This is a genomic window from Cerasicoccus maritimus, from assembly GCA_031296935.1.
In the GTDB taxonomy this organism is placed as follows: Bacteria; Verrucomicrobiota; Verrucomicrobiia; order Opitutales; family Cerasicoccaceae; genus Cerasicoccus; species Cerasicoccus maritimus.
On record JAVDPD010000008.1, the window covers coordinates 1 to 25,839 of the forward strand.

The 25,839-nt window shown below is 56.2% G+C and carries 20 protein-coding genes and 1 pseudogene; 8 read left to right on the forward strand and 13 right to left on the reverse strand.

Features of this window, described 5'->3' with window-relative positions:
• The first annotated feature begins 343 nt into the window (after positions 1–343).
• The 3 genes from fmt to RBB62_RS06980 all read left to right on the forward strand — a co-directional run bounded on the left by fmt (position 344) and on the right by RBB62_RS06980 (position 3,170).
• Positions 344–1,327: a methionyl-tRNA formyltransferase gene (gene fmt / locus RBB62_RS06970; RefSeq protein ID WP_309398014.1), complete on the forward strand. Its 984-nt coding sequence runs from the start codon at positions 344–346 to the stop codon at positions 1,325–1,327.
• Between the two features lie 258 nt (positions 1,328–1,585).
• Positions 1,586–2,167 carry a LysM peptidoglycan-binding domain-containing protein gene (locus RBB62_RS06975; RefSeq protein WP_309398016.1) on the forward strand — a complete coding sequence of 194 codons (582 nt, stop codon included), beginning with the start codon at positions 1,586–1,588 and terminating at the stop codon, positions 2,165–2,167.
• 58 nt (positions 2,168–2,225) lie between these two features.
• Positions 2,226–3,170 (forward strand): ParB/RepB/Spo0J family partition protein, encoded by a 945-nt coding sequence (locus RBB62_RS06980; RefSeq protein ID WP_309398017.1) that lies wholly within the window; start codon positions 2,226–2,228, stop codon positions 3,168–3,170.
• Between the two features lie 279 nt (positions 3,171–3,449).
• Here RBB62_RS06980 and RBB62_RS06985 read toward each other — a convergent pair whose 3' ends face one another.
• Complete coding sequence (locus RBB62_RS06985; protein ID WP_309398018.1) at positions 3,450–4,142, reverse strand: carbonic anhydrase; 693 nt, start codon at positions 4,140–4,142, stop codon at positions 3,450–3,452.
• Entirely contained in the window at positions 4,078–5,769 is a 1,692-nt protein-coding gene (locus tag RBB62_RS06990) for a Na/Pi symporter (protein ID WP_309398019.1), read from the reverse strand. Before RBB62_RS06990 ends, RBB62_RS06985 begins: the two co-directional genes overlap by 65 nt.
• 148 nt (positions 5,770–5,917) lie before the next feature.
• Here RBB62_RS06990 and RBB62_RS06995 point away from each other — a divergent pair, with 148 nt between their 5' ends.
• From RBB62_RS06995 to RBB62_RS07005, 3 genes are all read left to right on the forward strand, one after another.
• Positions 5,918–6,721, forward strand: coding sequence for a type II secretion system protein (locus RBB62_RS06995; RefSeq protein WP_309398020.1), 804 nt, complete (start codon positions 5,918–5,920; stop codon positions 6,719–6,721).
• 426 nt (positions 6,722–7,147) lie between these two features.
• Positions 7,148–7,324 (forward strand): hypothetical protein, encoded by a 177-nt coding sequence (locus RBB62_RS07000; RefSeq protein WP_309398021.1) that lies wholly within the window; start codon positions 7,148–7,150, stop codon positions 7,322–7,324.
• 270 nt (positions 7,325–7,594) lie between these two features.
• Positions 7,595–8,638 carry a LacI family DNA-binding transcriptional regulator gene (locus RBB62_RS07005; RefSeq protein WP_309398022.1) on the forward strand — a complete coding sequence of 348 codons (1,044 nt, stop codon included), beginning with the start codon at positions 7,595–7,597 and terminating at the stop codon, positions 8,636–8,638.
• A 358-nt stretch (positions 8,639–8,996) separates the two neighbouring features.
• Here the strand turns inward: RBB62_RS07005 and RBB62_RS07010 are convergent.
• Positions 8,997–9,341, reverse strand: a pseudogene (locus RBB62_RS07010) (transposase); the annotation flags it as partial.
• 504 nt (positions 9,342–9,845) lie between these two features.
• Here RBB62_RS07010 and RBB62_RS07015 point away from each other — a divergent pair.
• Positions 9,846–10,772, forward strand: a complete 927-nt coding sequence (locus RBB62_RS07015) for a TerB family tellurite resistance protein (protein WP_309398023.1) — start codon at positions 9,846–9,848, stop codon at positions 10,770–10,772.
• Between the two features lie 70 nt (positions 10,773–10,842).
• Here RBB62_RS07015 and accD read toward each other — a convergent pair whose 3' ends face one another.
• The 4 genes from accD to RBB62_RS07035 form a co-directional block, all read right to left on the reverse strand.
• Positions 10,843–11,697, reverse strand: a complete 855-nt coding sequence (accD, locus tag RBB62_RS07020; protein ID WP_309398024.1) for an acetyl-CoA carboxylase, carboxyltransferase subunit beta — start codon at positions 11,695–11,697, stop codon at positions 10,843–10,845.
• 62 nt (positions 11,698–11,759) lie between these two features.
• Positions 11,760–12,500, reverse strand: coding sequence for a ComF family protein (locus RBB62_RS07025; RefSeq protein ID WP_309398025.1), 741 nt, complete (start codon positions 12,498–12,500; stop codon positions 11,760–11,762).
• A gap of 3 nt (positions 12,501–12,503) precedes the next feature.
• The gene (locus tag RBB62_RS07030; RefSeq protein ID WP_309398026.1) at positions 12,504–14,096 is read right to left on the reverse strand and encodes a hypothetical protein; all 1,593 of its coding nucleotides are present in this window, start codon (positions 14,094–14,096) and stop codon (positions 12,504–12,506) included.
• A gap of 49 nt (positions 14,097–14,145) precedes the next feature.
• Positions 14,146–15,450 (reverse strand): O-acetylhomoserine aminocarboxypropyltransferase/cysteine synthase family protein, encoded by a 1,305-nt coding sequence (locus RBB62_RS07035; RefSeq protein ID WP_343219078.1) that lies wholly within the window; start codon positions 15,448–15,450, stop codon positions 14,146–14,148.
• A gap of 383 nt (positions 15,451–15,833) precedes the next feature.
• Here RBB62_RS07035 and RBB62_RS07040 point away from each other — a divergent pair, with 383 nt between their 5' ends.
• Positions 15,834–17,393, forward strand: coding sequence for a sialate O-acetylesterase (locus tag RBB62_RS07040; RefSeq protein WP_309398028.1), 1,560 nt, complete (start codon positions 15,834–15,836; stop codon positions 17,391–17,393).
• A gap of 112 nt (positions 17,394–17,505) precedes the next feature.
• Here RBB62_RS07040 and RBB62_RS07045 read toward each other — a convergent pair whose 3' ends face one another.
• From RBB62_RS07045 to RBB62_RS07070, 6 genes are all read right to left on the reverse strand, one after another.
• Positions 17,506–18,024, reverse strand: coding sequence for a hypothetical protein (locus RBB62_RS07045; protein WP_309398029.1), 519 nt, complete (start codon positions 18,022–18,024; stop codon positions 17,506–17,508).
• Positions 18,025–18,214: 190 nt separating this feature from the next.
• A complete protein-coding gene (locus tag RBB62_RS07050; protein WP_309398030.1) occupies positions 18,215–22,297 on the reverse strand; it encodes a pilus assembly PilX family protein in 4,083 nt (1,360 codons plus the stop codon).
• Between the two features lie 225 nt (positions 22,298–22,522).
• Positions 22,523–23,278: an alpha/beta hydrolase gene (locus RBB62_RS07055; RefSeq protein WP_309398031.1), complete on the reverse strand. Its 756-nt coding sequence runs from the start codon at positions 23,276–23,278 to the stop codon at positions 22,523–22,525.
• Complete coding sequence (locus tag RBB62_RS07060; protein WP_309398032.1) at positions 23,271–24,158, reverse strand: NAD(P)-dependent oxidoreductase; 888 nt, start codon at positions 24,156–24,158, stop codon at positions 23,271–23,273. The genes RBB62_RS07055 and RBB62_RS07060 overlap by 8 nt, the downstream gene beginning before the upstream one ends.
• Before the next feature lie 129 nt (positions 24,159–24,287).
• A complete protein-coding gene (locus RBB62_RS07065; protein WP_309398033.1) occupies positions 24,288–25,166 on the reverse strand; it encodes a fructosamine kinase family protein in 879 nt (292 codons plus the stop codon).
• Positions 25,159–25,716: a low molecular weight protein-tyrosine-phosphatase gene (locus tag RBB62_RS07070; protein WP_309398034.1), complete on the reverse strand. Its 558-nt coding sequence runs from the start codon at positions 25,714–25,716 to the stop codon at positions 25,159–25,161. The genes RBB62_RS07065 and RBB62_RS07070 overlap by 8 nt, the downstream gene beginning before the upstream one ends.
• Positions 25,717–25,839 lie beyond the last annotated feature (123 nt).

The following is a 25,839-nucleotide window of genomic DNA, read 5'->3' on the forward strand; positions in this document are numbered from 1 at the left end:
CCAAACGAAAATAGCCTGACACTTTAATCGACCAGACAGCACGATCTGTCAGATCAGATCGTGGCTACTACAGATTAACGAGCTCTGCGTGTAGATTTTCGTTGGCTGGCTTTGCTCTCTTTGCTGCCTTCTGTTCAAACACATCACGACTAAATCTTTGCGTTTTTTGCGCCTTTTGGTGGCATTAGTTTATAGGAATGAATGCCTCCGTGTTCTCTGCGCTCTCTGCGTCCTCCGCGGTTAAAATTTGAACACGCCTCGCTGGTTCCGTTCCCTCTGTTGCCTCCTGTGCATAACTTCGCCACTCTCACTTTTTCCTTTAATCTTTTTCCTTTTTCCTCCCATGCCCAACGTCGTCTTTTTCGGGTCTGACCCGATCTCCATTCCGCTCCTGAATTACCTGCTGAAAACGCCGCCCGCGGGCGTGCAACTCGTCGGCGTGGTCAGCCAGCCCGACCGGCGAAAAGGGCGGGGCAAGCAGCTGTCGCCCAATGAGATTTCCGCCTGGGCGCTGGAGCACGGCATCGAGCTGCTGCGACCGGAAAAGCCCGGCCCGGAGCTGGAGGACTGGCTGCGCGAGCGCGACATCGCCCTGGCGCTGGTCATGGCCTATGGGCACATTTTAAAGAAGTCGCTGCTCGCTGTGCCGCCGCGCGGGTTTGTTAATTTCCACGCTTCGCTGCTGCCGGCCTACCGCGGCGCTTCGCCGATCGAAACCGCCGTCGCCTGTGGCGAAAAAGAAACCGGCGTGTCGCTGATGCGCATTGTGCCCAAGATGGACGCCGGTGCCGTGTGCGATGTCGAGCGCGTGGCGATCGAAGGCGGGGACACCGGCGCCTCCATGCGGGGCAAGCTGGCCGACGCCTGCCCGGCGCTGCTCGAGCGCAACCTTGAGGCGCTGCTGGCGGGCGACGCCGAGTTCACCGAGCAGGACCCCGAGCAGGTGACGTATTGCCGCAAGCTGGAGAAGGCCGACGGCGCGTTGGATTTCAATGCGAACGCCCAGCAGCTCGCGGCGCGGGTCAACGGGCTCTTCCCCTGGCCGGGGTGTTACTTCGACCACGAAGGCGCGCGCATCAAGGTGAGCGGCGGGCACGCGGAGTCCGGCCACGGCGCACCGGGCGAAATCCTTGCGGCCACGGTCGACGGGCTGGTCGTCGCGTGCGGGGAGGGGGCAGTGCGCCTGGATAACCTCCAGCGCCCTGGCGCCAAGATGCTGCCCGCGGGCGACTTTTTGCGCGGCTATCCGCTGGAGACGGGAACCTTTTTGGACAGCGGCGAACTTACCAAATTAGTGTCAAAAACCCCCTTCCCACGTAAAGTCTGACCGGCGCGCCGGATTTTGCTTTAGTTAGGGAGTGTTTTCAAATTAACGTTGTGATGGACGAGGGGAAATGGATGCGGCGATACGCCAACGCTGCGACTTTTCATTTTCGCCGTTCAGGCATCGGATGGCTTTTTCCATCAGCTTTGTTCTCTTTCGGGTCTTTCATGCTGAAGGCGCTTTGCTGACTGAAAAAATCCATGCCGCCATCAACAATCTTAATTTAAAAACACTCCTTTAAGCCTTTTCTAAGACTTTGTCATGAATCGATTTCTTTTCCTTTGCCTAGCCGTCTGTTGCCCGCTGTTTGCCTCGGCGCAAAGCACGGCCTTTGCCCGTATGGCGCAAGATGTCCAGCTGCTGCAAGAGCAGGTGGGCCAGCTCAGCGTCCAGGTGGAGTCGCTCCAGCGCCAGCAGCTGCAGATGATAAAAAACTACGAGGCGCTGCTCAAGCAGCAGGCCGCCTCTACCGCCAGTCTGAATAACTTTGTCGCGCAAACCGAAACCAAGCTCGCCGCGTTGCCCGAGCGCGAAGCCGCCGCCAAGCGCGAGATTCTGGCTGAGGTGAACAAGGAAATCCAAGCGCTAGCCAAGCAAACCCAGGACGGCTTTAAGAAGCTGGCCCAGGCCATGAACGCCACGCCAAACATCACACCGCAGGTAAACTTTGATGAAGATTATCCGACCACCGGCTACACGCACGAAGTGAAGTCCGGCGAAACGATTTCCGGCATTGCGAAAAAATACGGCTCCTCGATCAAGGATATCATGAACGCCAACCGCATTGCGGACGCGACCGGACTCAAGGCTGGCGAGACGATTTTCGTGCCCGTTAAAGAATAAGCGCCGATTGTCGGTAAAAGAATTTGAAACCCCGTTAGCAATCGTGCTGAAGTAATTCATGGCAGCTCCGAAAAGTAGACTTGGCCGCGGCCTCGGTGGCATCATCGCCGGTGGCGGCGCAAAGAAAACCGCAGTGAAGAAAACTGTGGCCAAAACCGATGCGCCCAAGGCCGAAGCCGCCCCGAAGGCCACGCCCGCTCCGCCCGCCGGACCATACCGCGAGATCGCGGTGGCCGCCATCGTGCCCAACCCCTACCAGCCGCGCCGTGAGATGGACCCCGCGCACGTGGAGGAGCTGGCCAACAGCATTCGCTCCGAAGGCCTGCTGCAGCCCATCGTGGTCCGCACGACCAAGGAGAAGGACCAGTTTGAGCTCATTGCCGGGGAGCGCCGTTGGCGCGCGCACCAGAAGCTGGGCCTCAAGACCATTGCCGCCCGCGTGATGGACGCCAGTGACGCGTCCTCCGCCGTGATTTCGCTCATCGAAAACTTGCAGCGCGAAGGCCTCAACCCGATTGAAGAAGCCCTCGGCTACGCGAGCCTGATGAAGGATTTTGACCTGACGCAGGAAGCGGTGTCGGACCGTATTGGCCGCCCGCGCGCCTCGATTGCGAACACGCTGCGCCTGCTCGCGCTCGACCGGGAGATCCAGGGTTACTTGGCCAAGGGCATGCTGAGCACCGGCCACGCCAAGGTGCTACTCGGAGTGGAAGATCCGGCCCAGCGCCTAATCCTGGCCCGCCGCGCAATTGAAGCCGGCATGAGTGTTCGCGAAGTCGAAAAGCAGGTGAAGCGCATCAAGTCGGAATCGAATCTGCGCAAGGACCCGGCCTCGCACGATGCCGCGTCGGAAACGGTCGTCCGCGATTTGGAGAAGCAAATTTCCAGCCGCCTGAACACGAAGGTGCAGCTCAAACACACCCCGAAAAAGGGCCGACTGATCATCGAATACTACGGCAACGAAGACCTCCAGCGCATCCTCGAGCGCACGGGTTTGCAGTAGGTTGGGGCCTGGATCAGCGAACATTCTGGAGTATAACATGAAATGGCCGGGTCCAGCACTTGCTCAACCCGGACCCTTCATGTTATCTCTAAGAGGGCGTCTAAAAAGTCTGATCGAGTCGGCGAGATGTATTCGGGAGGCAAAATTTCGGCTTCTGAATCGAGGCGAAACAAGTTTCGTCGAGATGAAGAAATGATATTTTGGCCTCGGAGGCGCTCTCCGACGAAGACCACTTGAGTTTTTAGACGCCCTCTAAGATCAAAACTGTAACGGCTGGCCTTATTGGGGGACCGGGCTACCGGGCAGGACGCTGTCGACCAAGTCGGCGGGGAGGTCGTCCATCAGGTCGGACTTGGTGAAGACGTCCGAGTTCGACTCGCCATTGACGTTGAGCAGGACGGTTTTGCCGATGCCTTTTTTATAAAGGTTTGCGAAGTCATAAACACAGCCGATGACTGCCAGCGTGCCTTCGGCAATCTCGGGGGCGTAGCGCTGGACGGCCAGGTCCATCTGGTAATGCACATTGCGCTCGACGGCTTGGAGCCACTGCACGTCGTCGTCGGTGCCGGGGTCCATGCCACGGACAGGAATGTGCAGGCCGTTGAGCTCCTGCACGAGGTGCAGCGAGAGCTTGCGGTAGTCCGTGCTGGCAGCCTTGATGGCGCCACAGCGGGTGTGCCCAAGAATGAGCAACAGCGGCGTTTTAAGGTGACGCACGCCATAGTCGACGGAGCCACTGGTCACAGCGAGCTGGTTGCCGACGTTGCGGATCACAAAGACGTTGTCGGTCGGATGCGGGTCGGCGAGAAAGGCGCGAATACGGACGCGAGAATCACAGCAGGTGAGAACCGTGATGTAGGGATTCTGCTCGTATTGGATGCTGTCGAGCTGTCCGGGCGGGAGTTCTTCACTGAAGGACTTGTTGTCCTCCAGCATCTTCCGCAACGCGGATTTCGGAGTTTCGTCGGTCATGGTGTTCGTTGTTCGTAGCTTGGTGTTCTAAATCGGCGAGTAGCGAGTTGGCCCACTGGTTGATCGACCAGGCAATGCGCTCATGCCGGGTGATCGTGCGAATGGCCAATGCGCGTTCATCATGCGAAAGTGAGTCCTGATTGTGCAAGTATTTCTGGCGAAGTGTTTCGGCGCGGGCACCGGGTGCCGCGGTGATCCGGGCGATGAGCTGGAGGTCGTCCGGATCGGTCGGCGCGGTTTCGAGCATGGTCACGATCACGGCGTCGAGCGCCTCGGCGAGGGTGTCGGATAGCTCATGGAGCGCAGGAATCTTGCGGAGCTCGATGTGGCTTTGCACGAAGCGGGTCATGCTCTCCTCAACGGCAATCAGGTGGTCGAGGCTGCGTTGCACATCGAGCAGCTCCAGAGAGGATTCGGTGCTTTTAACACGACGGCTGGCAATGGCTCCGAGGAACGACTCCAGCTCCTCAATGATCGCCAGTGACGAATCATGCCAGACGTTGATGGACCTCGTGGGGCCGACCTTGCCCTCGGTGCGGACACAGGCGAGGTATTGTGGCATGCGGTTGACGAGGCCGCGAATCTCCTGACGCGCAAGCTGGAGCCCGGTTTCGACGTCGAACACCGCCTGGTCGTGGATGAATTGCGTTGCGGACAAGTCTTCAGCCACGGTGCGCGGCGCGGACTTGTTGATGTAGAACAGGATCGGCTTGAAGAATACGTAGGCGACGATGACCACCAGCACCTGCTGGAAGAGGAAGGCGAGTGCGAGGTGGAGCTCCGCGCCGCCGGGTAGCATCTCCAGGTAACTGTGGAAGAGGTGCGCGCCGGTGAGGCGTTCGCCATAGAAAAGCGCGAGCAGGATCAGCCCGGCAATACCGTTAATCGCCGCCTCAAAGAGCGTTACTTGGCGCATTTCGCCACGGAAGTGAGCAGTGAGGAAATACGCCGCGCCGGCGGTCCCAATGGCTGTCCCATAGAAGGTCAGTAGGGCTTGATCTTCGGTGAAAATCCCTGCCTTGTGCATGATGATGCCGATGACCGCCACGGCGGATGTCGATTGCACCGGAATGCGCAGCAACACCGCAAAGAGGAACGCGATGAGGTTCATCGCGGGGAAGGCTTGAATGAAGTCGTCGAATTGCGGGTGGTGGGCGAGCTCCGTGAGGGATGTTTTCAGCAACCAGAGTCCCACAAGAATCAGCCCCAGCGAATACAGCGGCGGGAAGAGCCCTTTGAAGCGTCCGCCGAGTTTGAAATTAATGCAGATGCCGCCAATGCCCACGAGGAACATCGCCAGCACGTGGACCTCCAGGTAGTTGATAAAGACCAGAGTGACGAGCCCGAGATTGGACCAGGCAATGAGCGGCAGGGCTTGCCGGACGGTCGTTAGCCCGCGCGAAATCAACCCCGCCAAGATCACCGCCACCCCAATCGACGTCTGAGTGATCGTGCCGAGTGTGAAGCCGGTAAACGCCGCACGGATCGGATGCGCGGTGGCGCGGCCGATTTGTTCACGAAACTTAATGCCGGGGATCTGTTGCAGGCTGGAGCGGATGCCGCCGACTCCCAAAAAGTAAAATCCCAACCCCGCTAATGTCCCCCCCAGGATGTTGTCTATTTGCATAGTTGAGCGGTTATTGTGGCGCGGAGTACATTTCTCGCAAGCTTAGTAGGATTAATATTGTATTAATGGGCAACTAATGTCCTGAGGGGATTGCTTGTTCTTTTTCGCTGGTGCTTTGAAAATGTGAGATACAGGATTGGCAGTATTTATGCTCAAGTTCGAAAGACACTACACTGATGGCATGAAGAAGCGCGCATTTACGCTATTGGAACTACTAACTGTCATCGCCGTTATCGGGATTATGGCGGCGATCCTGATTGCGTCGATGGATCGCGTAAAGCGCATGGCCAATCGCACGGCGGCCACTTCGCAAATGCGGTCTATCGGCTCGGCAGTGCTGATGCATACGCAAGAGCACAACAACACTTTGCCCGGGCCGCTGCGCCCGTATCAAATGACGGCCTATGATCCATCACCGAAGGGGGGCGACCAACTGGCGACGATTCTGGCTGATTATTTAGACGTTTATGAGGGAGAGGGGAAAACCCTGTCGCCCGCCTTTTTAACGCCTGGTTGCGAGCAGGCGATGGAAGGTTCCGGGCAGCCGCCAACGGACGTCATCGCCTTCATGATGAACATGCAGATGCCGCTCGGTGAGGAGCTGATCGTGCAGCCTTGGGGGAGCTCGGAAAACGGCGCGTCGCCGCAGCCTTACTCGAATTTGACAAATACCTGGGGCTTCGTGGAAGCCGACCAGCAACTGCCATTCGTGCTGAGCAATATCGCCAATCGCATGCCTGCGGAGCCAGTGCATGGTGATTCTCGGCTGGCGTGGTTTTTCGACGGCAGTGTGCAGGCTTTGGATTTAGAATATTTCGAGGGTTATGGCCCGCGGCAGGGCGGTGATTCTGGCGGTGGCCCTGGTCGTGGTCCCAGCGGTGGCGGCGGTGGTGGTCCCGGCATGGGTGGTCCTGGAGGAGGCCGTGGCAAAGGCGGCCCTCCTCCGCGTTGATCGCCGTGCTTCGATGCGCTGGATGTAATCTACGATGCATGCCAGGCAACTAATTTAATATGTTTCCTAATGCATTGGGTTGACGAATGTTGCTGGGCGTTGATTGATAGGGGGTCGTTATCCCCCCATGAATACCTCCCATTCGCTTCGTCCGGTCATTGATCTATCCGGCCTTTGGGACTTTGTGTTCACGAAGGAATCCTTGAACGCCATTCAGCCGACTGCGCAGAATTTTAACGACCGTCTGCCAGTGCCGATGGCGTTCGATGCATCAGGAATACTTCGATTTCTACCAGTATGGCGGTATTACTCGGCGGGTGTCGCTGCATGTCTTGCCGGTCAATCAGTCTTTTGTGCGTGCGTTGCAGATTACGCCAACTGCAAATTACAGGGAAGGCGAAGTGCGCGTGGATTTAATGCTCTACGATGCAAGCGCTGGGCATCGAAGATCCGGTTACTTTGGTTGCGCCGGCCATTCAAAAGATAATTGATTCCATCGACGGTCGTGGCTTTGGCGACAAGCCGGTGATGATCTCCGAAATCGGCGCTGAGGCGCTCTACGGATGGCGGGATATGTACGAGGTTTTCTTCAGCGAGCAATAGCGCGGCTCTTGGCGGAGGCGTGCAACGTAGTATTGAACTATCCGCGCATGTGCGGCATCATCATGTGGCACTTCAGTGATGCGCGCACCTACAGTGCGGCTTATGCGATTGGTCGACCACGCACGTTTAACAACAAAGGCACCTTCGATGAATATCGTCGCCCCAAGCAGGCGCATGAGGCGGTGAAGCAAATTTTTCTGCCGCGCATTAAGTTTGGCCTTGGTTTATATTCTTGCGACGTTCAGTGCTGGAGGCTGAACTCGTTAAGTCGTGGCAAAGCAAACAGCGCATACCATACGGGAATTGGCCAAGGCGGCGGGCCTTAGTGTGGGGGCTGTTTCGTATGCCCTGCGGGGGCACCCGTCAGTTTCGGCAGCGACAATCGAGCGTGTGCGTGCGCTGGCTGACGAGTTGGGCTATCGACCGGACCCGCGATTGACGACGCTCATGGCGCAAATTCGGCGTAGCCAGAAGCCGCGCTCGCAGGAAGTGCTGGCATGGATTTGGTTTTGTACGCGTGACGAGTCAACGACTCGCTACAATAGCTTAATCTTTCAAGGTGCGCTGAACCGTGCGCAGCAGTTTGGTTTTAAATTGGAGCCATTTTGGCTGAGCGATAAAGGCATGACGCCGCAGCGATTGCACAAAATCCTGCGGACTCGTGGAATCTCTGGCGTACTCTTTTCCACGGTGCTACAGGATGAGCCGATGACGCTCGATTGGGATTGGTCTGCGTTCGCCTTTGCCATTGTCGGTATGACCGAGTGGGAGCCGGTTCTGCACCGAGCAGGGCACGACTACTACCGTAGTCTTTGGCGTAGCATGCTGGCCTTGCGCGAGCTTGGTGCTAAGCGTCCGCTGTATCTCTTGGACTCCGGGATGGATCGGCGTTTGCACCAGATGTTGTCAGGGGGCTTTTGCGCGCTGCATCCAGATCCGAGCATAGCCGCTGAGTTGTGCCGATATCTGGACTTTCAGCAGGGGTGGCCTAGCGCGCGAGAGTGTGCAAAGCTACGGCCCGATGCGTTGTTATCGACGACTGATCTCACCCAGGAGTTCCACGAAAAGGTGATGCAGCTGTGGCCATCGCTCAAGCATTGCCTGACCATGAACTGGACGCCGGACAGTGTCGCCCCCGGAATCACTACGCGCTATGACTTAATCGCTGGTGCGGCGGTCGACTTGGTGCTCGCTCAACTAAATCGTAACGAGCGAGGCGTGCCTACGCCCGCCAAAGTCGTTTTGCTGGAGGGGGAATGGCGTGAGGCGGCTTTGCCGGATAGCACTCGTAAATCTACAAGTAAGACTGCTTGAAAAAACGAGAGCTTACAGCCCGCAGCTGCTCAAGCCGCCTTGCTGGACACGAAAAATCACTGCGGCCTGATTCGGCCAAGTTAGATGAAAAGTGCTGCTATGAAGTTTTTTGAGTCAAGCATGCTTGTTGTTGTTGTTCGGTTCTGAAGTCCTCCCTCGTTTGCTCGCTTGTTTTCAAGCGGCTTATACTGCTATGCGCGCGCGACTGGTCGGCGCTTAATGACGTATTCAATGTCGTTTGAGGGTGGCAGGCGGTCTCATCTCTAGAACGGGCTTGGCCCATACATTTTTCCAGACGCGCTCCTTCACCGAAAGGTTTGTTTGGTTGGCTTTTCTACTTTGTTTATCTTGAGCGAAGTTATCCTATTGACGGTTTGATGAGCAGGCCGATTTGCTCGGGGGTGGTTTGGTCGGTAAAGAGTCGCCACAGGTCCACGGCCAGTCTTCGGGCGACGGCGACGATGGCTTTTTTCCTGGCTGCCGGGGAGGTTTTCTTTTCCAGCAAGGCGGCGCGGAACTTTTGGATCGGCGGGTAGTCGGGCTGATAGCGCACCAGGCGCCAGGCGCACTCGACCAGCTTGGCGCGCACGCGGGGATTGCCGTGTTTGGTGATGTGGCCTTGCCGTCGCTTTTTGCCCGAGGAGTGTTCGCTGGGGCACAGCCCGGTGTAGCTGCTGACTTGGCGGCGGTTGTTGAAACGACTCCAGCCAAACGGACCGGCCTCGTAACAGGCATACACCTGCTCGGCCTCAGACTGCTGCTTGCTCACGAAGCGAAGAAAAGACTCACGAGTGCGAAACTTTTGCGAAGTCTGAGGCGTGCTGCCATCAACTTGACGAACCACCACGTAGCTGTCAGCGTGAACATCGATGCCGAGCTTAACGGCCAGGTATTGTTTTTGATCTATCATCAGTTGCCGGAGTGAGCAAGTGCTGGACCCGGCAACTTCATGTTATCTCTAGGCCGAATCAGGTGGGGATGAGATTGGAAGCAGCGCAAGGCGGCATTGATTGAGCGGGCTATCATCGTCGAGATGAAGCAATTATATCTTGACCCCAAAGACGCTCTCCGGCGAAGGCCAATTGAGTTTTTAGACACCCTCTTAGTCATTAAATCCAAGGTTAGATACACTAAAATACTGACATTATTAGGGTGTATTCCAAGGTTTTCTTGACATAATCACCTGTCTTCCGTTAGGGATATAGTAGTGTCTGTTTCCGCTTCACCCATTGTCTATCCACGTCCGCTTGCAATTGCAAAGCTGATGCTGGCTGTGGCGTGGGCAAATGGCCAACTTGTGCACGAGGATGTCCTGAAGATTCGTAAATACCTGGACGGCACCCTGCGGATGAATGATCAGGACCTGCAAGCTTTCAATCTCTACCAGGAATATGCGATTGAGCCCATGGAACGGCGCCGCCTGGCGCGTCGCTTTGCCCATACCTACAATACAGTAGCTGATCGCAAGGAAGTCTGCCTGATGATTGACTCACTGGCCCCGAAGAAAGGACAGAACTTAACCAAAACCATGGCGATCCAGGAGATCAAGGAAGCCTTGGTCGAAGACCAGATCAACTTGATTAAAAAGGTGAAGTTTAAGCTCACCCGAACGCCGTTTCCGGCGAAAATCAGTGATTTGGGCCGCGAAGTTTACTTGGAAGAATACACGCGCAATCCGCTGCTCTTCCGCCTGAAAGTGCGCTTTGGAGACAGCTTTACTGCGCTCAAGGTTTCCCACCGCAAAGCGGAGAAACTCTCGCTGGAGATGTCGCTGATCAGCTTGGTCATCTACGCAGACCAAATTCTCTTGCCGGAAGAGTTAGTGCTAATCACTGATTATTTAAAGAACACCTGCGGTCTTTCTGATGAGCAGGCGGAGACATTCATTACGATGGCGCTGTGCCGCGAATGTTCACCTCAGCAGATCTCGCAGTTTTGCCAGCGCTACACTGAGTTGTCTTCGTTTGATGAGCGGCAGCAGCTTTACCTGATGCTGGGCAAGCTGGCGCAGGTCGACCATCATGTCACCAAGGGCGAAGAACACATTCTGGAAAACATTGCCAAGGGCCTTGACATTGCGTCTGGCGTGCGACGTAGCGTACTAGGCGCTGCCCCGGAAACAGCCGAAGCGTAGGCTTGGCTTCAACAAACAGGCCCAATCCATATTGGATCGGGCCTGCTGCTATAAAAGTGTCGGTAGCTGCTTAGCCTGCCTTTTTACCGGCCATGAAAGCCTTGAGCAAGGTGGCGAGGCGGGTCTTCATCTCCAGACGCGGGACGATTTGGTCGATCAGGCCATGTTCGAGGAGGAACTCTGATGTCTGGAAGCCAGCGGGGAGATCCTGTTGGGTGGTTTCCTTGATCACGCGCGGTCCAGCAAAGCCGATTAGCGCTTTGGGCTCAGCAATGATCACATCTCCCAATGAGGCAAAGCTCGCCATGACGCCGGCCATGGTTGGGTTGGTCAGCACGGCAACGTAGGGCAGGCCGGCTTCGCTGTGGCGGGCAAGCGCGGCGGAAGTCTTGGCCATCTGCATGAGGCTCAGGATGCCCTCCTGCATGCGGGCACCGCCGGAGGCGCACACGATGATCACGGGCATATTGCCTGCAGTGGCGCGCTCGATGGCGCGAGCGATTTTTTCGCCGACCACGGAGCCCATGCTGCCGCCGTTGAAAGAAAAGTCCATCACTGCCACGGAGACCGGCATGCCTTCGAGCTCACCCGTGCCGCTGAGCAGGGCGTCATTTTCTCCAGTCTTGGCCATAGCGGCCTCGATGCGCTTCGGGTAAGGCTTGTTGTCGACGAATTCCAGCGGGTCAACGCTGGCAAGGCTCTCATCGTGCTCGACGAATGTGCCGTCGTCGATGAGCAGCTCCATGCGGCGGCGCGCCTTGAGTTGGAAGTGGTAGCCGCTTTTGGGCACTACCATCCAGTTTTCCTCGAGTTCCTTGTTGTAGACGATTTCACCGCTCTCAGGACACTTGGTCCAGAGGCCGGCGGGAATGTCTTTCTTTTTTACGCGAACGGTGGAGTACTGCGGTCTGCGGAATATAGCCATGCTTAGTCAGATTGCTCAGAAAGTGTATAAACGGGCATAATAGGCAGGTTAAAGTGCATTCGTCAACCATGCCCTAGCGTTGCCACATCAATCTGTTGGACCCCGGCTTTAAGCAAAATCTTGGCCGCGGAGTTGAGGGTGGCACCCGTGGTGAAGACGTCGTCCACCAGCACCAATCGCTGATCTGGAGAGAGATTGACGCCTTTTTTGACTGCAAATGCGTCGCGCATATTGGCCTGCCGCTGGCTACGGTCGAGGCGGGTTTGGGTCTCAGTAAATTTTACGCGCTCCAAAATATCTTGCACCGGGCAGCCGGAAATCTCCCCCAACTGCAGTGCGATGAGCAGGCTCTGGTTGTAGCCACGCTCGCGCTCTCTCACCGGATGCAGCGGGATGGGGACGAGGATGCTGCCCGCGAGAAATTCCAGGTAGCGCGGTGCCCGACGCAAAATGGGGGACAGGTCAGGCACGAGGCGTTGTCCATTGCGGTATTTGAGCTCATGAATGAACTCGCGACCGGTGTCGCGGAGGAAAAACAACGAACGTCCATTGGCGTAGGCGGGGTTGAGCTCGCGGCAGTGAGGGCAGTCGCGCAGGGCAATGAGCTCGCCAAAGAATGGTGCGCCACAGGTCCCACAATGCGGCTCGTGGATGAAATAGATGCGCTCCAGCGCTGGAATCGACAGGTAGCGGCAGGGGGAGTTGTTTTCCACCGGTTCGCCGGTGACGAGGCATTCACGCGGGTAGATCAAGTCGAGCGCGTTGCGGCCCCAAGTCTGAAACTGTCGGTAGAGCCGCGTCATGGTTCATTCAAATTCCACGAGCATGCGACCTTCGTTGTCGGTGGAAACTTCGTAGCTGACCGAATGAATCTTATCGCTTTCGAACCAACTGGTTTCCACCCGCTGGCCCAAGGCGTTGAAGCTGTAGTCCTCGCCGTTGTCCATGTCGCGAGACCAGCCGGTAAGTTGACCGTTTTTGTATTTATAGGTGTCGGTCCACGGTTTGAAGTAGGCCAGCTTGTGGTCGGCCCCGGCGCCTGCCTTAAACGGATCGTTGTAGATGACGGACTCGATCTGGCCGTCGGCGTTGTAGGCGCGCGTTTCGTTGGGCGGATACCAGATCGAGATAAATGCCGGTGCCGAGAAATAGGTGCCGTTGTCCACAAAGACGCCGATATCGACGCGGTGGCTCGCCATTTCCGGCTTGTCGGGCACCATAACATCGCGTTGATAGCCGACGGTGATCTCTGCCTCGGAGCCGTCCGCGCTGGGCGTGATCGTGATTCTAGACGGATCACCACGCAGCACGACCCAGTGGTAAGTCAGCGGGCGCTGATGGATGTCCATGCTTTCCTTGGCCGATACGCGAAACGTGCGCTGCTGGTCGAGGCTGCGGGCAATGCGGCCAATCGCGCAGGGCGTATCGAGCAGAATCTCGCTCGCGCCGTTGTCAAAATAATCCACACCGCTGACGCTGGCTTTTTCCTCGATCATTTCGATCATCGCCAGCGGGGGCAGGCAGTTGGCCTTCAGACTATGGGCCATTTCTGTCATGGCGTGCGGATCGATTTGGCTTTGATCAAACACCGTTGGATGGGCGGCACCGGTCAGGTAATGCTCTGCGTCGCCGATGCCTTTGAGGTTCCAGCGTAGCAGCATTTGCACGGTCGGCGCCAGCATGCCGTATTGGTGGAGGCGCTCTTTGACGGCAGGATGAAAGCTGGCCAAGGTGTAGGCGGCGGCGATCATGAAGGGCTTGTCACTGCCGGAGGAGCCTTGGCTGATGGTCAGGTAGGGGGTGTTGACAGCAAAGCAGTCGACCTTGTCGTAATCGTGATGCTCGGGGTAGAAAATCAGGTCGCTCAGGCGGTAAAAGGAATACAGCTGCGGTGCGAGTTCGGGGTTGTGCAACATGCCGCGCGCCATGCTGCGTGTGTAGGGCTTTTCTTGTACAGCCAGGGATGCGTTGATGATTGACGGGCGATCATTGGCCATATTTAGCTTCGCGCCGTAATCAGCGCCCAGATCGCGCAATTGCGGGCTGTAGCGGATTCGTGCGAACTGGCCAAAGCGCTTAAGTTTGAGACCTGAGTGGTTGTGGTCTCGGTTCTCATACACATCGCCAACGTTCCCTGCCGCAGAGCCTTCGTCGAACCACGCTTGAATTTGTTTCGCGAGCGGGTCCTCACTGGAATCAACCGGGTTTGCACGCAGCCCCGAATAATCGACCTCCGGCTGCGAAATGAAGATAGGGCGGCCGTCATTGAGGTTCGCCTGGGTGACTTTGCTTTCCTCAATGACGATGTTCCGCTGCAACGGCGAAAGCTTGGTTTGCGCTGGCAGCGAAAGCGCCGCGCTGAGTAAGCCGACGCCCAATATTCCCCCACGTTTCAACATACGATGTGCGTAGGATTACCGCTGCTGTGCAAACCGCAATGCCAAAGCACTAGGCCTTGGCGAGCGCTTGGTCGAGGTCCGCGATGATGTCGTCCGGATCTTCGATGCCAATCGACAAACGCACGAAGTCCTCGGTAACGCCGGTGGTGACTTGCTCTTCCGCCGTGAGCTGGCTGTGCGTGGTGCTGGCCGGGTGGATGGCCAGGCTCTTCGCGTCGCCGATGTTCGCGAGGTGGCTGAAGAGGCCGAGCGCTTCGATAAACTTGCGGCCAGCCTCCATGCCGCCTTTGACGCCAAAGCCGAGCAGCGCGCCAGCGCCGCCGTCGAGGTATTGTTTGGCCAAATCGTGGCTGGGGTGGTCGGGTAAGCCCGGGTAGTTGACCCATCTGACCTTGTCGTGGTCGCGGAGGAACTCGGCGACCTTCATGGCGTTGGTCGAGTGCTGCTTCATGCGCAGGTGGAGGGTCTCCACGCCGAGCAGGGTCAGCCAGCTATTGTGCGGGGAGGCGCAGGCACCCATGTCGCGCAGGAGCTGTAGGCGCATCTTCATGGCGTAGGCGATGTTCGCGCCGCCAGCCGGCTCGAAAGCCTTGAAGACATCCCAGTAAACAAGGCCGTGATAGCTCGGGTCGGTTTCGGTGAAACCGTTGTGGCGGCCTTGGCCCCAGTCAAAGTTACCACCATCCACGACCATGCCGCCGATCGCCACGCCGTGGCCACCGAGGAATTTCGTGGTCGAGTGGACGACGATGTTCGCGCCATGCTCTAGCGGACGGCAGAGCGCTGGCGAGAGCGCGGTGTTGTCAATGATGAGCGGAATACCGTTTTCCGCGGCGATCTTGCCGACTTCCTCAAACGGGAAAATATTCAGCTTCGGGTTGCCGATGGATTCGCCAAAGAAGGCCTTGGTGTTGTCCTTAATGGCGGCGCGAAAAGATTCCGGGGCTTCGGCATCGACGAAAGTCACCTCAATGCCGAGCTTGGGCAGGGTGTGGTGGAAAAGGTTGTAAGTGCCGCCGTAGAGTTGGGAAACGGACACAATGTGGTCGCCCGCACTGGCGAGATTGAGAATGCAGTTCGTAATGGCTGCCGAGCCGCTGGCGTGGGCGAGGCCGGCTGTGCCGCCTTCGAGCGCCGCAATGCGCTTTTCGAGCACATCGGTGGTTGGGTTCATAAGGCGGGTGTAGATGTTGCCCAGTTCTTTGAGGCCAAAGAGATTGGCGGCGTGCTCGGTGTCGCGGAAGACGTAGCTCGTGGTTTGGTAAACTGGAACCGCGCGCGAAGAGGTGTCGGAATCAGGCGTGTGGCCTGCGTGGAGGGAGAGGGTGCCAATGCCGGGCTTGGAGGAGCTCATGATGGGAGTTTGGTTGAAGAGGTTGTCGAGCGGCAGTCTTGGTGTCGGCTTGGTGCGCATGCGCCATGACTGTATAGAGCACGAAGACTCTTTCCACCCTGTAAATTTGCTTCAACCAAAAACAGCTGGCCAAGCTGAATTTCCGATGCGTAGCCTGAACGGTCAAAATGAAAGGTCGCAGCGTTGGCTTTTCACTCACGCACTTGCAGATCACATGAAGTTGCCGTGTTGAGCAAGTGATGGACCCGGCAACTTCATGTGATTTCTAGCGTGTGGTAATCCTCTGGCACTTGGAAAGACGGTGTTAAAAGAGGGTCTTCTTTCGCCCGTTTCGCTGCGCTTTATCATTGCGCTTGGCTAGGCTGACGTTTCGCTAAAGCCCGATGAAGAAACGCTATATCCCGCTCGTGGCGCTGGGCGCCTTGTCTTTCCTTAATGCCGAGGTATCCCTGCCAAATATTTTCAGTGACTACATGGTCCTTCAACGCGACCAGACTGACCCGATCTGGGGGAAGGCTGATCCTGGCGAGAAAGTGCAGGTCACTTTCGGAGGGCAAATACTCAACACGAAGGCCGACAAAAATGGGCAGTGGCGTGTCGAGCTAGAGCCGATGCCAGCTGGCGGCCCCATTGATCTTTTCGTGAAAGGCGAGGACAACGAGATACGGATTAATAACGTGCTGATTGGTGAAGTCTGGCTATGTTCTGGGCAGTCGAATATGGGTTGGACCGTGAATAAAGCTGACGATGCCGACATCGAGAAGCTCATGGCGAACAATCCGCAAATTCGTCTGCTGAACGTGCCGCGCAAGGGCACTCAAGACCCGCAGGATGATCAAGCGGGCAAGTGGACACTTTGTACGCCGGAAACTGTGGGCGACTTCTCCGCAGTCGGTTACTACTTTGGCCGACGTTTGCAGGAGACGCTCGATGTGCCGGTGGGATTGATTAACAACGCATGGGGTGGTTCATCGGCCGAGGCTTGGGTTCCGCGTGATTTACTAGATCAGGACGAGCAGTATCAGGCGCACGTGGATCATTGGGAGGAGAAGTCTGCAGAGATGACGGATGAGAAGTTCGTCGAACAGAAGGAGCAGTATCAGGTGGAACGCGCGGAGTGGGAGGCCAATGGCAAGAAAGGCCGCGGCCCACGTTGGCCCACTGATCCACGCTACAACCAGCACCGAGCCTCGAATATTTACAACGGCATGGTGTTGCCGATCGTTGGCTATGGCGTGCGTGGCATGATCTGGTATCAAGGTGAGTCCAATTCCGGGCGTTATGCTTCTTACGAAGACTTGATCAATCTGATGGTCACGAATTTCCGCGAACAGTGGGGCCAGGGTGACTTCCCGTTTTATTTTGTGCAATTGGCGGACTTTCACGCTGAGTCTGAGGAGCCCACCAACAATAACTGGGCCTTCCTGCGCGAGGCTCAAACCAAGACTATGGACTCCCTGGAGAACTCCGGCCAAGCAGTGATCATCGACGTAGGCGAAGGCCGCGACATTCATCCGCGCAACAAGAAGACCGTTGCCGATCGCTTGGCTCGCTGGGCGTTGGCCAATGACTACGGCTACGATATCCAATACCGCAGCCCACAATATGCCTCGATGGAAGTCATCGACATTCCGGCAGAGGGAGATGCCCCGGCTGGCAAGGCCGTCGAATTGACCTTCGATTACGTGACCGACCGCGGACTCTACAGCTTCGACACGAAAGACAAGATCGAGGGCTTTGCCATCGCCGGTGAAGATAAGCAGTTTGTCTGGGCTGACGCCAAGATCATCGGCAAGGACAAGGTCCACGTCTGGAGTGCTGATGTGCCCGAGCCCGTGGCCGTGCGCTATGGCTGGGCAATCAATCCGGTCGTCAACTTGCAGGATCGTAGCAACGGTTTGCCGGTAACGCCCTTCCGCACCGACGATTGGCCGAATGAGTAGTCACATTTATTTCAACCAAATAGAGAGCGTCCTTTGAGGGCGCTCTTTTTTTAGAGATAACATGAAGTTGCCGGGTTGAGCAAGGGCTGGACCTGACAACTTCATGTTATCTCTAAACGCTGTCGATCATTCTCGTGGCGTCGGGGACAAGGATTGTTTCCATTTTGCCGCCTTCGCTCTTCACGCTGCGTTGTTGATAGGAAAATACAATGAGCATGCGCTGTCGATTCGAGCGCATGGGGAACATCTTCACGGGTGATTTATATGGCTCAGGCTCCAGGAGAGCGAATGCGAAGGTGAAGCGTTTTTTGCCGTTCATCACGTCCTTGACCTCGTCTTTATAAGCACCCAAGCGGACTTGGTCCTGGCCGACAAGGCAGGCGATGTCCTGGTTGGTTAAGTTGAGGATACGCAGACTGCCTCCGCTGTGATAACCCGCTGGGTCATCCAGCAAGCGATATTGGACTTTTGAATTCTGATCGAGGTAAAAGAAGAGTGTCGCTCGGTCCTGGTCAGTCGGGATGTTAATTTGAAGGGCTGCCTGCTGGACAAGTTCACCGTCCTGTTGCACCTTACGATAAAGTGTGAGTGGCGATTGGCGGGGAATTGCATTAGGTGTGCCACGGGACATTGTAGAGACCTGCAATGGCTCGAAATCTCCGTCTATATTTCGGAAGAAAAACTGAGGAGGCGGATTCGTTGGATTGAATACATAAACCACTTCCAGGTCTATAGTTGGCGATTCCAGTGATCTGATTTGGGCAGCAGAAAATTGCAGGCTAAAAAGAAAACACAGGAGGGTATAGGGGAGGAATCTCATGTTAAACTTCGTCTTCATTCAGCCAGCGTAGGGCGATGATTTGATAACGACGGCCGACGTTGGTCGCGCCATCGTCAGGTTCGTAGTCGCCATCGGTATCAACGATGGGTTCGACCATACGTTGCACTACAGCCTCAAGCCATGCACGGGAGGTGACTTCGCCAGTAAGTTTATTAATGCTATCGCCATAGGAACGAATGACAAAGGTATCCCCACGTACCGTTAGTGCCGGACCAATCATGGAGAGCAGATCTGCCTGGGTGACAAAGCCGGGGAGATGAGACATGAGCTGGCCGTATTCACCAGCAGGAGCGCCTGCTACGTGCTCCATGTCCACATAGTAATTCAAGGAAGAGTCGATGTTGTAGAAGTTGGCCGTGTGCTTGTGGGCAGTTGGTGGCGTGGGCCAGAGACCGTAGGCGCGGTCGATGTTGCGTGTGCTCAACTCTGCGCCGGAAGTTGCGTCTTGGGGATAGTTTACCCCACCGTTGATGCCGCTCAGATTGATCGCACGTTGTAGGGCGCCGTTAATGCCGTTGATGCCAACCATGGGGTCGTAGGCATTGGAAATGTGCCCCAGTAGGTAACTCTCGCGTGGATTCGCATTGTTTTGACGAGCGTGTAACCACGCGTCTGAGCCTCCCGTGCGATCAGGGGAGACCAGCTCACGGTTTACGAAATCTGACATCGATAGAAAGGGGCCACGCAAGCGCACTTCATCCACGATACGTTCAGCCAGCTCCTGAATCATGGCGTCGTCGAGATAGCGGTATCCAGCCAGCAGCTGATAATAATCGCGCAGTGTGCTCACGGCACCGAAGTCTGTAGGGGTTGTATTTGATTCGCTGAAGACGAAGTTTATGGGCTCATCAAGTGGGTTCAGCGTGCGCGAGACCGGAACTGTTTGATCGGGATTAGTCTGGGAAGAGCTTTCTCCAAGTTTGAGATCGCGGAAGGCCGTGAGTAGGCTCTTCCAGGCTTCGACTGAGGTGCTGTTGACGTTGAACGCACCAACGTTGTAAATATGCGCTGCTGCGGTGTCGAAATCCCGCAAATCACTCTCGGTGACGGCTAAACTGTTGATCCGATGGCGGCTGTTGGGCCATGTCGGATCGCCAGAGATGTCGATGCTGCCGGTCTGTGGAATAGTGGAGAGGAAGTAATGATCCCACAGTGAGTCGTTCAACAGATAGGACATATCGACCATCATGTTTTCGTTGTCGTTGGGAAAGGTCTGTAGGCCTTCGCTCTTCTTGGCGTAAATGGCGTGGTTTTCAATGCCGGCCATAAGCTCGCGGTCGACGTAAGGGCTGGCCTCGGAGTTGCCAATGGGGAATGCTGGCTGCCAGAGGAAGGGGGATAGATTTACTTGCTGCAATTGTCCCAGTGAAACGAGTTCAGCATCCGGCCGACGAATGTTACGCATGGGCAGGTAGGAAGCGCCTGCAACGTCTGTTGACTCTGGCAGAGGGAAGCGGAAACTCATCAGGCTTGAGCCGTTGAAAATATCTCGGCTTTCGTCGTATTGGCTGAGGTTGTCATCCCAAGGCAGACCAATATGTTGAGGGGTCTTCCACTGTTCGATGGGGGTTCCCATGCCGTATTTGAAGCGGCCGAAGCCGTCGTTATTATTCTGCCCGAATATTCCACGTGGTGCATCGTTGAGTGGATGGACACTTGGGTAACGCGCATTGAGGTTATGCGTGGCCATGTGGCGGAACATCTGGTCGACGTATCTATGGTGATCGAAGGAAAACGCGTAAGTGGTTCCGAAGGGGGTCAGATAAGAATGGCCGAGCGCGAAAATCGGCGAATCCATATCGTTGGTTTGGGCCGATTTGTTATCAATTGTGCTACCGATCAAATTGGTAAACTCACCGCCCTCACCGTCAGTAGAGTCATCAAAATCATAGAGTTTACGCCAGTCGCTGATGTTGTTGGCCAAACGTTGATTTTTATCGTATTCACTGGGGGTGTTGATTAAATTTTCGTCACGGCCATTGATGATGTTGCATTGCACATACGGGGTCTGCATGTAGCCAAATTCTTCTGCATCGTAGAGGGTTTCACCACTCTTTTGCAGCTCTACCCCATAGTAATGATTCAGGCCATCAAGGCCGGAAATCCAATACATATCAGCGCCGGAGTTGGGGGTGTTTTTGACATTGAATATGGGCAAATAGGCAGAAGACGGTTGCTCGTCATAGAAGCCATTTTCTACATCAATGTAAATTTTACCATCGTTAGCGAGCGAGACTTCGGTGTTGTCAATGACACTGAAGATCAAGTTTTCACCGGGTTCGAATGAGGCGCTGAACCGTAGTACGAATTCCGTTTGCGCGTTATCATTCCAGGGGGTGAAGCTATACATTGGCTGGTCGTAGTAGTAGCCATCGCCATTTCCTTCCCGTAGGGCGGTATCGTCATCGGATGCGTCATTGAGCAGGAACTCCAGCTCGTGGACGAAGTAGCGTGCCTCGGCGTTGGCAGCGCCTTCAGCGCAAGGCAAGCCAGTGACCGTGTCTACATACATGATTTGACCGCCGGTGGAGGTATCACCCACTTGATTGTACGGGGTGGCTGCCATAAAGTGCTGAAACTCCATTGGGTAGCTGATCGTCAATTCGTAGGTGGTGTTCTTGAGGGGGGCATCATACGGATTCCATACAACGATCGTTGGTAGCAGGTGCATGTTTACTCGCTTGCCGCCGGTCAAGGTATCTTCAGCAGAGAAACCCACGAACATGCGGATGTAGGTGACTAATGGGGCAAACTCGCCGCCAACGTCGATTGCTGAGGTGTCGGTGCCTTGATTGTCATACCAATCTTTCAATTGGCCCCAAGTAGGGATGTTAACATCTGAGTTCGGAAAGCCTTGGTTGTTTGAGCCCATGCGCTCATCGTTGCCATAGTCCCAAACATCGTTTCCATCAGGGTCGGGGATTGGGTTGTTATCACTGATGAATCCGTTGGTCGCGCTTGCGCCTTTATCAAAATAGACGGTCAAATCTTTCTTCAGGCCGCCGCTTACTGGGTCGGTCAGTAGGCTTTTGGAGTAGGCGGTGAGGCTGTGGAAATTCTGGCGTACTGAATCTACTAGTGAGCCGGTTTCGTCCAGCAGAGAAATTTGGCTGCTTGAGCCGAGCATTTCCAAACGGGGGTCGTTGGGGGATGGGGCGGAGGATGAGCTGCCTACGATCTCAAAGCCCGTTATGTTTTCCCAGCCGACTCGCTGAGGACTGCGCAGGCGATTACGGTATTCTCGAGAGCTGCGATTGGTCTCCTCATAATACGGGTCGCGAACGGCAAAGTTGGCCTTGAGACTTTCATCACCAACCCAGTAGGCATAGTTTCCTGTTGAGAGGCCATCGGAATCCATGACAGCCTGCTTCAGCGCGCGGACCCGACCGTCATAGCCGTCGATGGTCTCGCTCAATGATACGGCGCTGCCTTCGTCCACCAGATAGACTAAATTTTCCTCGCCAAACTGGTTGTTGAGCGTCGCAGCGTCCATATCGGGCGTCAGGTATTCTGCTGGATACTCAGTGGCCAAATTGCCGTTGAATCGCTCGTTGCCGCTGATGATCCATTTGGGCAATTGCGTTTCATCGGATTTGCCGTTGGTTCGCCTAGAGTCCCATACTCCAATCCAATGCGGGTTCTTATCCTCCCACCATGTTTTGACGGCATCGTCGAAGTCTTCGCGTCCTTGCTGGCTTAGGACAGTGAAAAAGCCCTCCGTGGCCAATGGGTCAGGCGTGCGTTCTTCGGCGTGAGACTTGTGTAGGCTCAGTAGAGTTGGGCTGGTGTTTTCATTGGGGAATACGGACGTGGCAGGCGCTGTGATGCTTTGATCCGGGCCGGTAAACTGCTGCAATTGCCCTAGCGCTACCTGCATACCGAACAGCGCATTCTGGCGGGCAATATCCTCACTGTTTCGGTGACTACTGGCGGCTAGCTCTACTTGCACCATCGTGGATAGGCTAACGGTAAGCAATACGATCATCGCCATCAGGCTGAGCGCGATGATCAGTGCGAAGCCCGGAGCGGAACGGGGTAGGTTTCTACTTTTCTGCGTTAACATAGGGGGTAAAGAGGATCACGGTTATCTTAAAATCACTTCTGTGATTTAGTCCAGATTAAACGTATCTTACGCTTGATTTAGTTGCATTGACGATCCCCAAAAACGCAGGAGAATTGATTCAATGATTAATCAACAGGATTGTAGGCCAAAATCTCGGATTTGTGTATCCTGCGAAATTGGCAGTTGGGTGCCTAATGCATCCACAAGGTTGGAAAATTGACGTCCTTACCCGGCAGTTTCCAGCAACCAAGTCGCGACCGACTTCGTGACTAGCTGATTGTTGGCAATACTGCTAAAGCTGTGGTCCGCGCCATCCACGAGCACAGCTTTCACGGCGCTGTGTTTGATGCGGACGATGGACTCGGTATCCTGCGGGAGCACGACATCGTCCGCGGTTCCGTGTAATAATAACCACGGGCAACTGACGCGCTCCGCTTGTGGCAGCACGCTGACCACGGTTTCGCACAGGTCTTTAATGAAAGCTGACGAAAGCGGGCAAGTCTCCTCGCCCCACATGAAACCGCTGTCGGGGATGTCCTCGCCAAATTCCGTTTGCGCAAAGGTCCTGGTGTCGACCATGCCTGCGAGCGAAACGAGCGCTTCGATACGTTTGTCCCTCGAGGCTTGGATGACGCCCACGGCACCGCCCATGCTGTGGCCAACGTAGGCCAAGTGTGGATAATCTCCGGCGACCGCGTCAATGACCGAGGCGAGGTCGCCAACTTCTTTGGTAATCGTCGCCTCGCGAAAATCTCCCTCTGATGCGCCATTTCCGGCAAAGGATATTGCCAGCGTGTCGAAACCGGCTTCGTTAAGCGCATTCGCCGTTGAGGTGACGACCGGGCGGTCTTTGTTGCCCGTTACGCCATGCCCGAGAATCACCAACCAGCCGACCCTGGCTTCGCCCTGAGCGGGCTGGAAGGTGTAGTCAATTTTCTCTCCGGAGGAATTGGTCAGCGTGCGCTCCATTACTTTAATCAAGGGCGCGTCCCTTGAAAGTCAACTCGGCCACCCCGGATTTATCCAGTTCACCGAGTCCCATTTCGACCATTTTCTGGAATTGGGCGAGGGTTGCCTGAGCCAGCGGTGCCTTGATGCCCTGAGCCTCGGCGAGCGCCAGCGCGATGCCGGAGTCCTTCGCGGCGTGCTCGGCGGAAAAGAAGCAATCGTGGTCGCGCTTGATCATGTCTTCCGAGTCGGTTTCCAGCACGCGGGAATTTGCGCCGGTCTGGCTAAACACATCACAGAGCATCCCGAGATCGAGCCCGAGAGCCTGGCCAATGCCGAGACCCTCAGCGAGCGCCGCAGTGTTGATGTTCATGACCATGTTGACGAGCGCTTTCACTTCCGAGGCTTTGCCCACGGGTCCCACGAGGTGCAGGTTCTTGCTCAAATCGTCGAGCAGCGGCTTCACGCTATTGAAGACGGATTCTTCGCCGCCAACCATCAGGAACAGTTCGCCGTTGCGGGCTTGGGGGATGGAAGACGCCATGCAGGCTTCCAGGCAATCCGCGCCAAGTTCCTTGGCGGCAGTCGCCAGCTTCTCCTGCACGGCTGGAGTCAGCGTGGCGCAGTTGATAAACAGCTTGCCCCCGGCATCGGTAAAAAGGTTGTCCTCGCCAAAGAAAATCGCGTGCATTGCCGCATCGTTGGTGACAACAGTCAGGATGATGTCAGCGCCAGCGGTCACGGCTGTGAGGCTAGGGGAGGCATTTGCGCCGACTTCGGCAGCCAGCTCCCGCGCGACGTCTGCATTCAGGTCATAGACCTCAGCTACGTTGTAGCCCTTGTCATTGAGGCAGCGCGCCATGTTGCCACCCATGCGGCCGAGGCCGACGAATCCGATTTTCTTATCTTTCATGGAATTAAATAAAGTCAGGGTTTGAGGTCTCTGTGTTCAATTCGCTTAGATTACACAACTCGCGAGGTAGCACAACCATCACGCCGTGAATTTTGGGAAAGATATCATTCGTCAAGTTGTCTCCGATTTTTATCTGCCCGCGAGCAAACGGCGGATGACGGCTTCGGCTTGGCCATGATAGCCGCCACCAAAGAGATTGGCGTGGTTGACCACATGGTAGAGATTGTAGATCTCGGCGCGGCGCTCGTAGCCGTCGGGCAGGGGCCAGGCGCCTTCATAGGCGGCGTAAAAACTGGGCGGAAAGCCGCCAAACATGTGCGTGAAGGCCAAGTCGGTTTCGCGGTCGCCGTAGTAGCTGGCGGGGTCAAATATCACGGGGTTGCCCGCCGAGTCGTGGCCGGCGTTGCCGCCCCACAAATCGCCGTGGAGCAGTGAGGGCTCAGGGGTGTGTCCGGCCAAGAGATCATCGACAATATTGAGGAATGCGGTGTCGCCGCGGATGGGTGCCCCTCGTCTGCGGGCGATGGAAAACTGCGGGCGCAGGCGCTGCTCGCGGAAGAAGGTCGGCCAGTCGTCGGCCCAGGCATTTTGCTGCGGGGTGGAGCCGATGAAGTTGCTTTCGGGCCAGCCAAAGCGATCACTCACTTTGCGATGCAAAGCAGCGAGCTGTTCGCCCATCGCTGACCAGTCAAGCGGCGCGCCGCCAAAGTCCAGGTCTTCCAGTACGAGGAAGGCGCGCTGTTTGGTGTGGCCTTGGGCGATCACGTGGGGCGCGCGGATGGCACCGACGGCGGCGATTGCCTTTAGTGCGCGCGCTTCGGCGCTAAACATGACCGAGGCGGTGTCTTCGTTGAGCTTGACGAAATAGGTCTGCCCGCTGGCGTCCTCAACGCGGTAGGCCTCGTTGATGCAGCCGCCGCCACAGGCTTGGGTGCTTTGCAATGCAAAGTTAGCACCCGTCGCCTCAGTAATGGCTGCTTCGACGGCGCTCTGCCAGTGGTCAGGCATTGGGGCGGGTCGCTTGGAGGAGGCCGGCGCAGCCGTCTTCAACCATGTTGAGCACGTGCTCGAATCCGTTGGCACCGCCGTAGTAGGGGTCGGGTACTTCCTGCTCGTCGTGCTCGTTGCAATAGTTGGCGAAGAGCTTTACCTTGGCGGATTCGGCGTCGGTTTTGGCGAGGCTGCGAGCGCCAGCTAGGTTGTCTTTATCCATCGCGAGGATCAGGTCGTAGTCCTTGAGATCCTGACGCGTGATGGGGCGCGAGCGTCCGATAATGGGAATGCCGCGGCGGCGCATTGACTGCTGCATGCGGTGGTCGGGCGGGTCGCCTTCGTGGTAGCCAAGCGTGCCCGCCGAATCGATCTCGTAGTGCTCGGACAGGCCTTCCTGGTCGACCATGTGTTGAAAGACACAATGCGCGGCAGGCGAGCGGCAGATGTTGCCCATGCAGAGGAATAAAATGCGCTTCATTGCCCAAGGATTATCACCGCAGCTGATCGTCTGGGCAAGGAAAACAGGATGTCCCCAGCGTCCCGCTGGACCGATAGATTTGCTCATTGGGCAAATGCCACTCCAGCGCGACAGATCGCTTCGCCTGCCATGAGCTTAGTCTATTGGTAAGCGTCACTCTACCTCAATCAGTTTGATAAGCCATTTGCCCAATGGGCAAATCTAACGGTC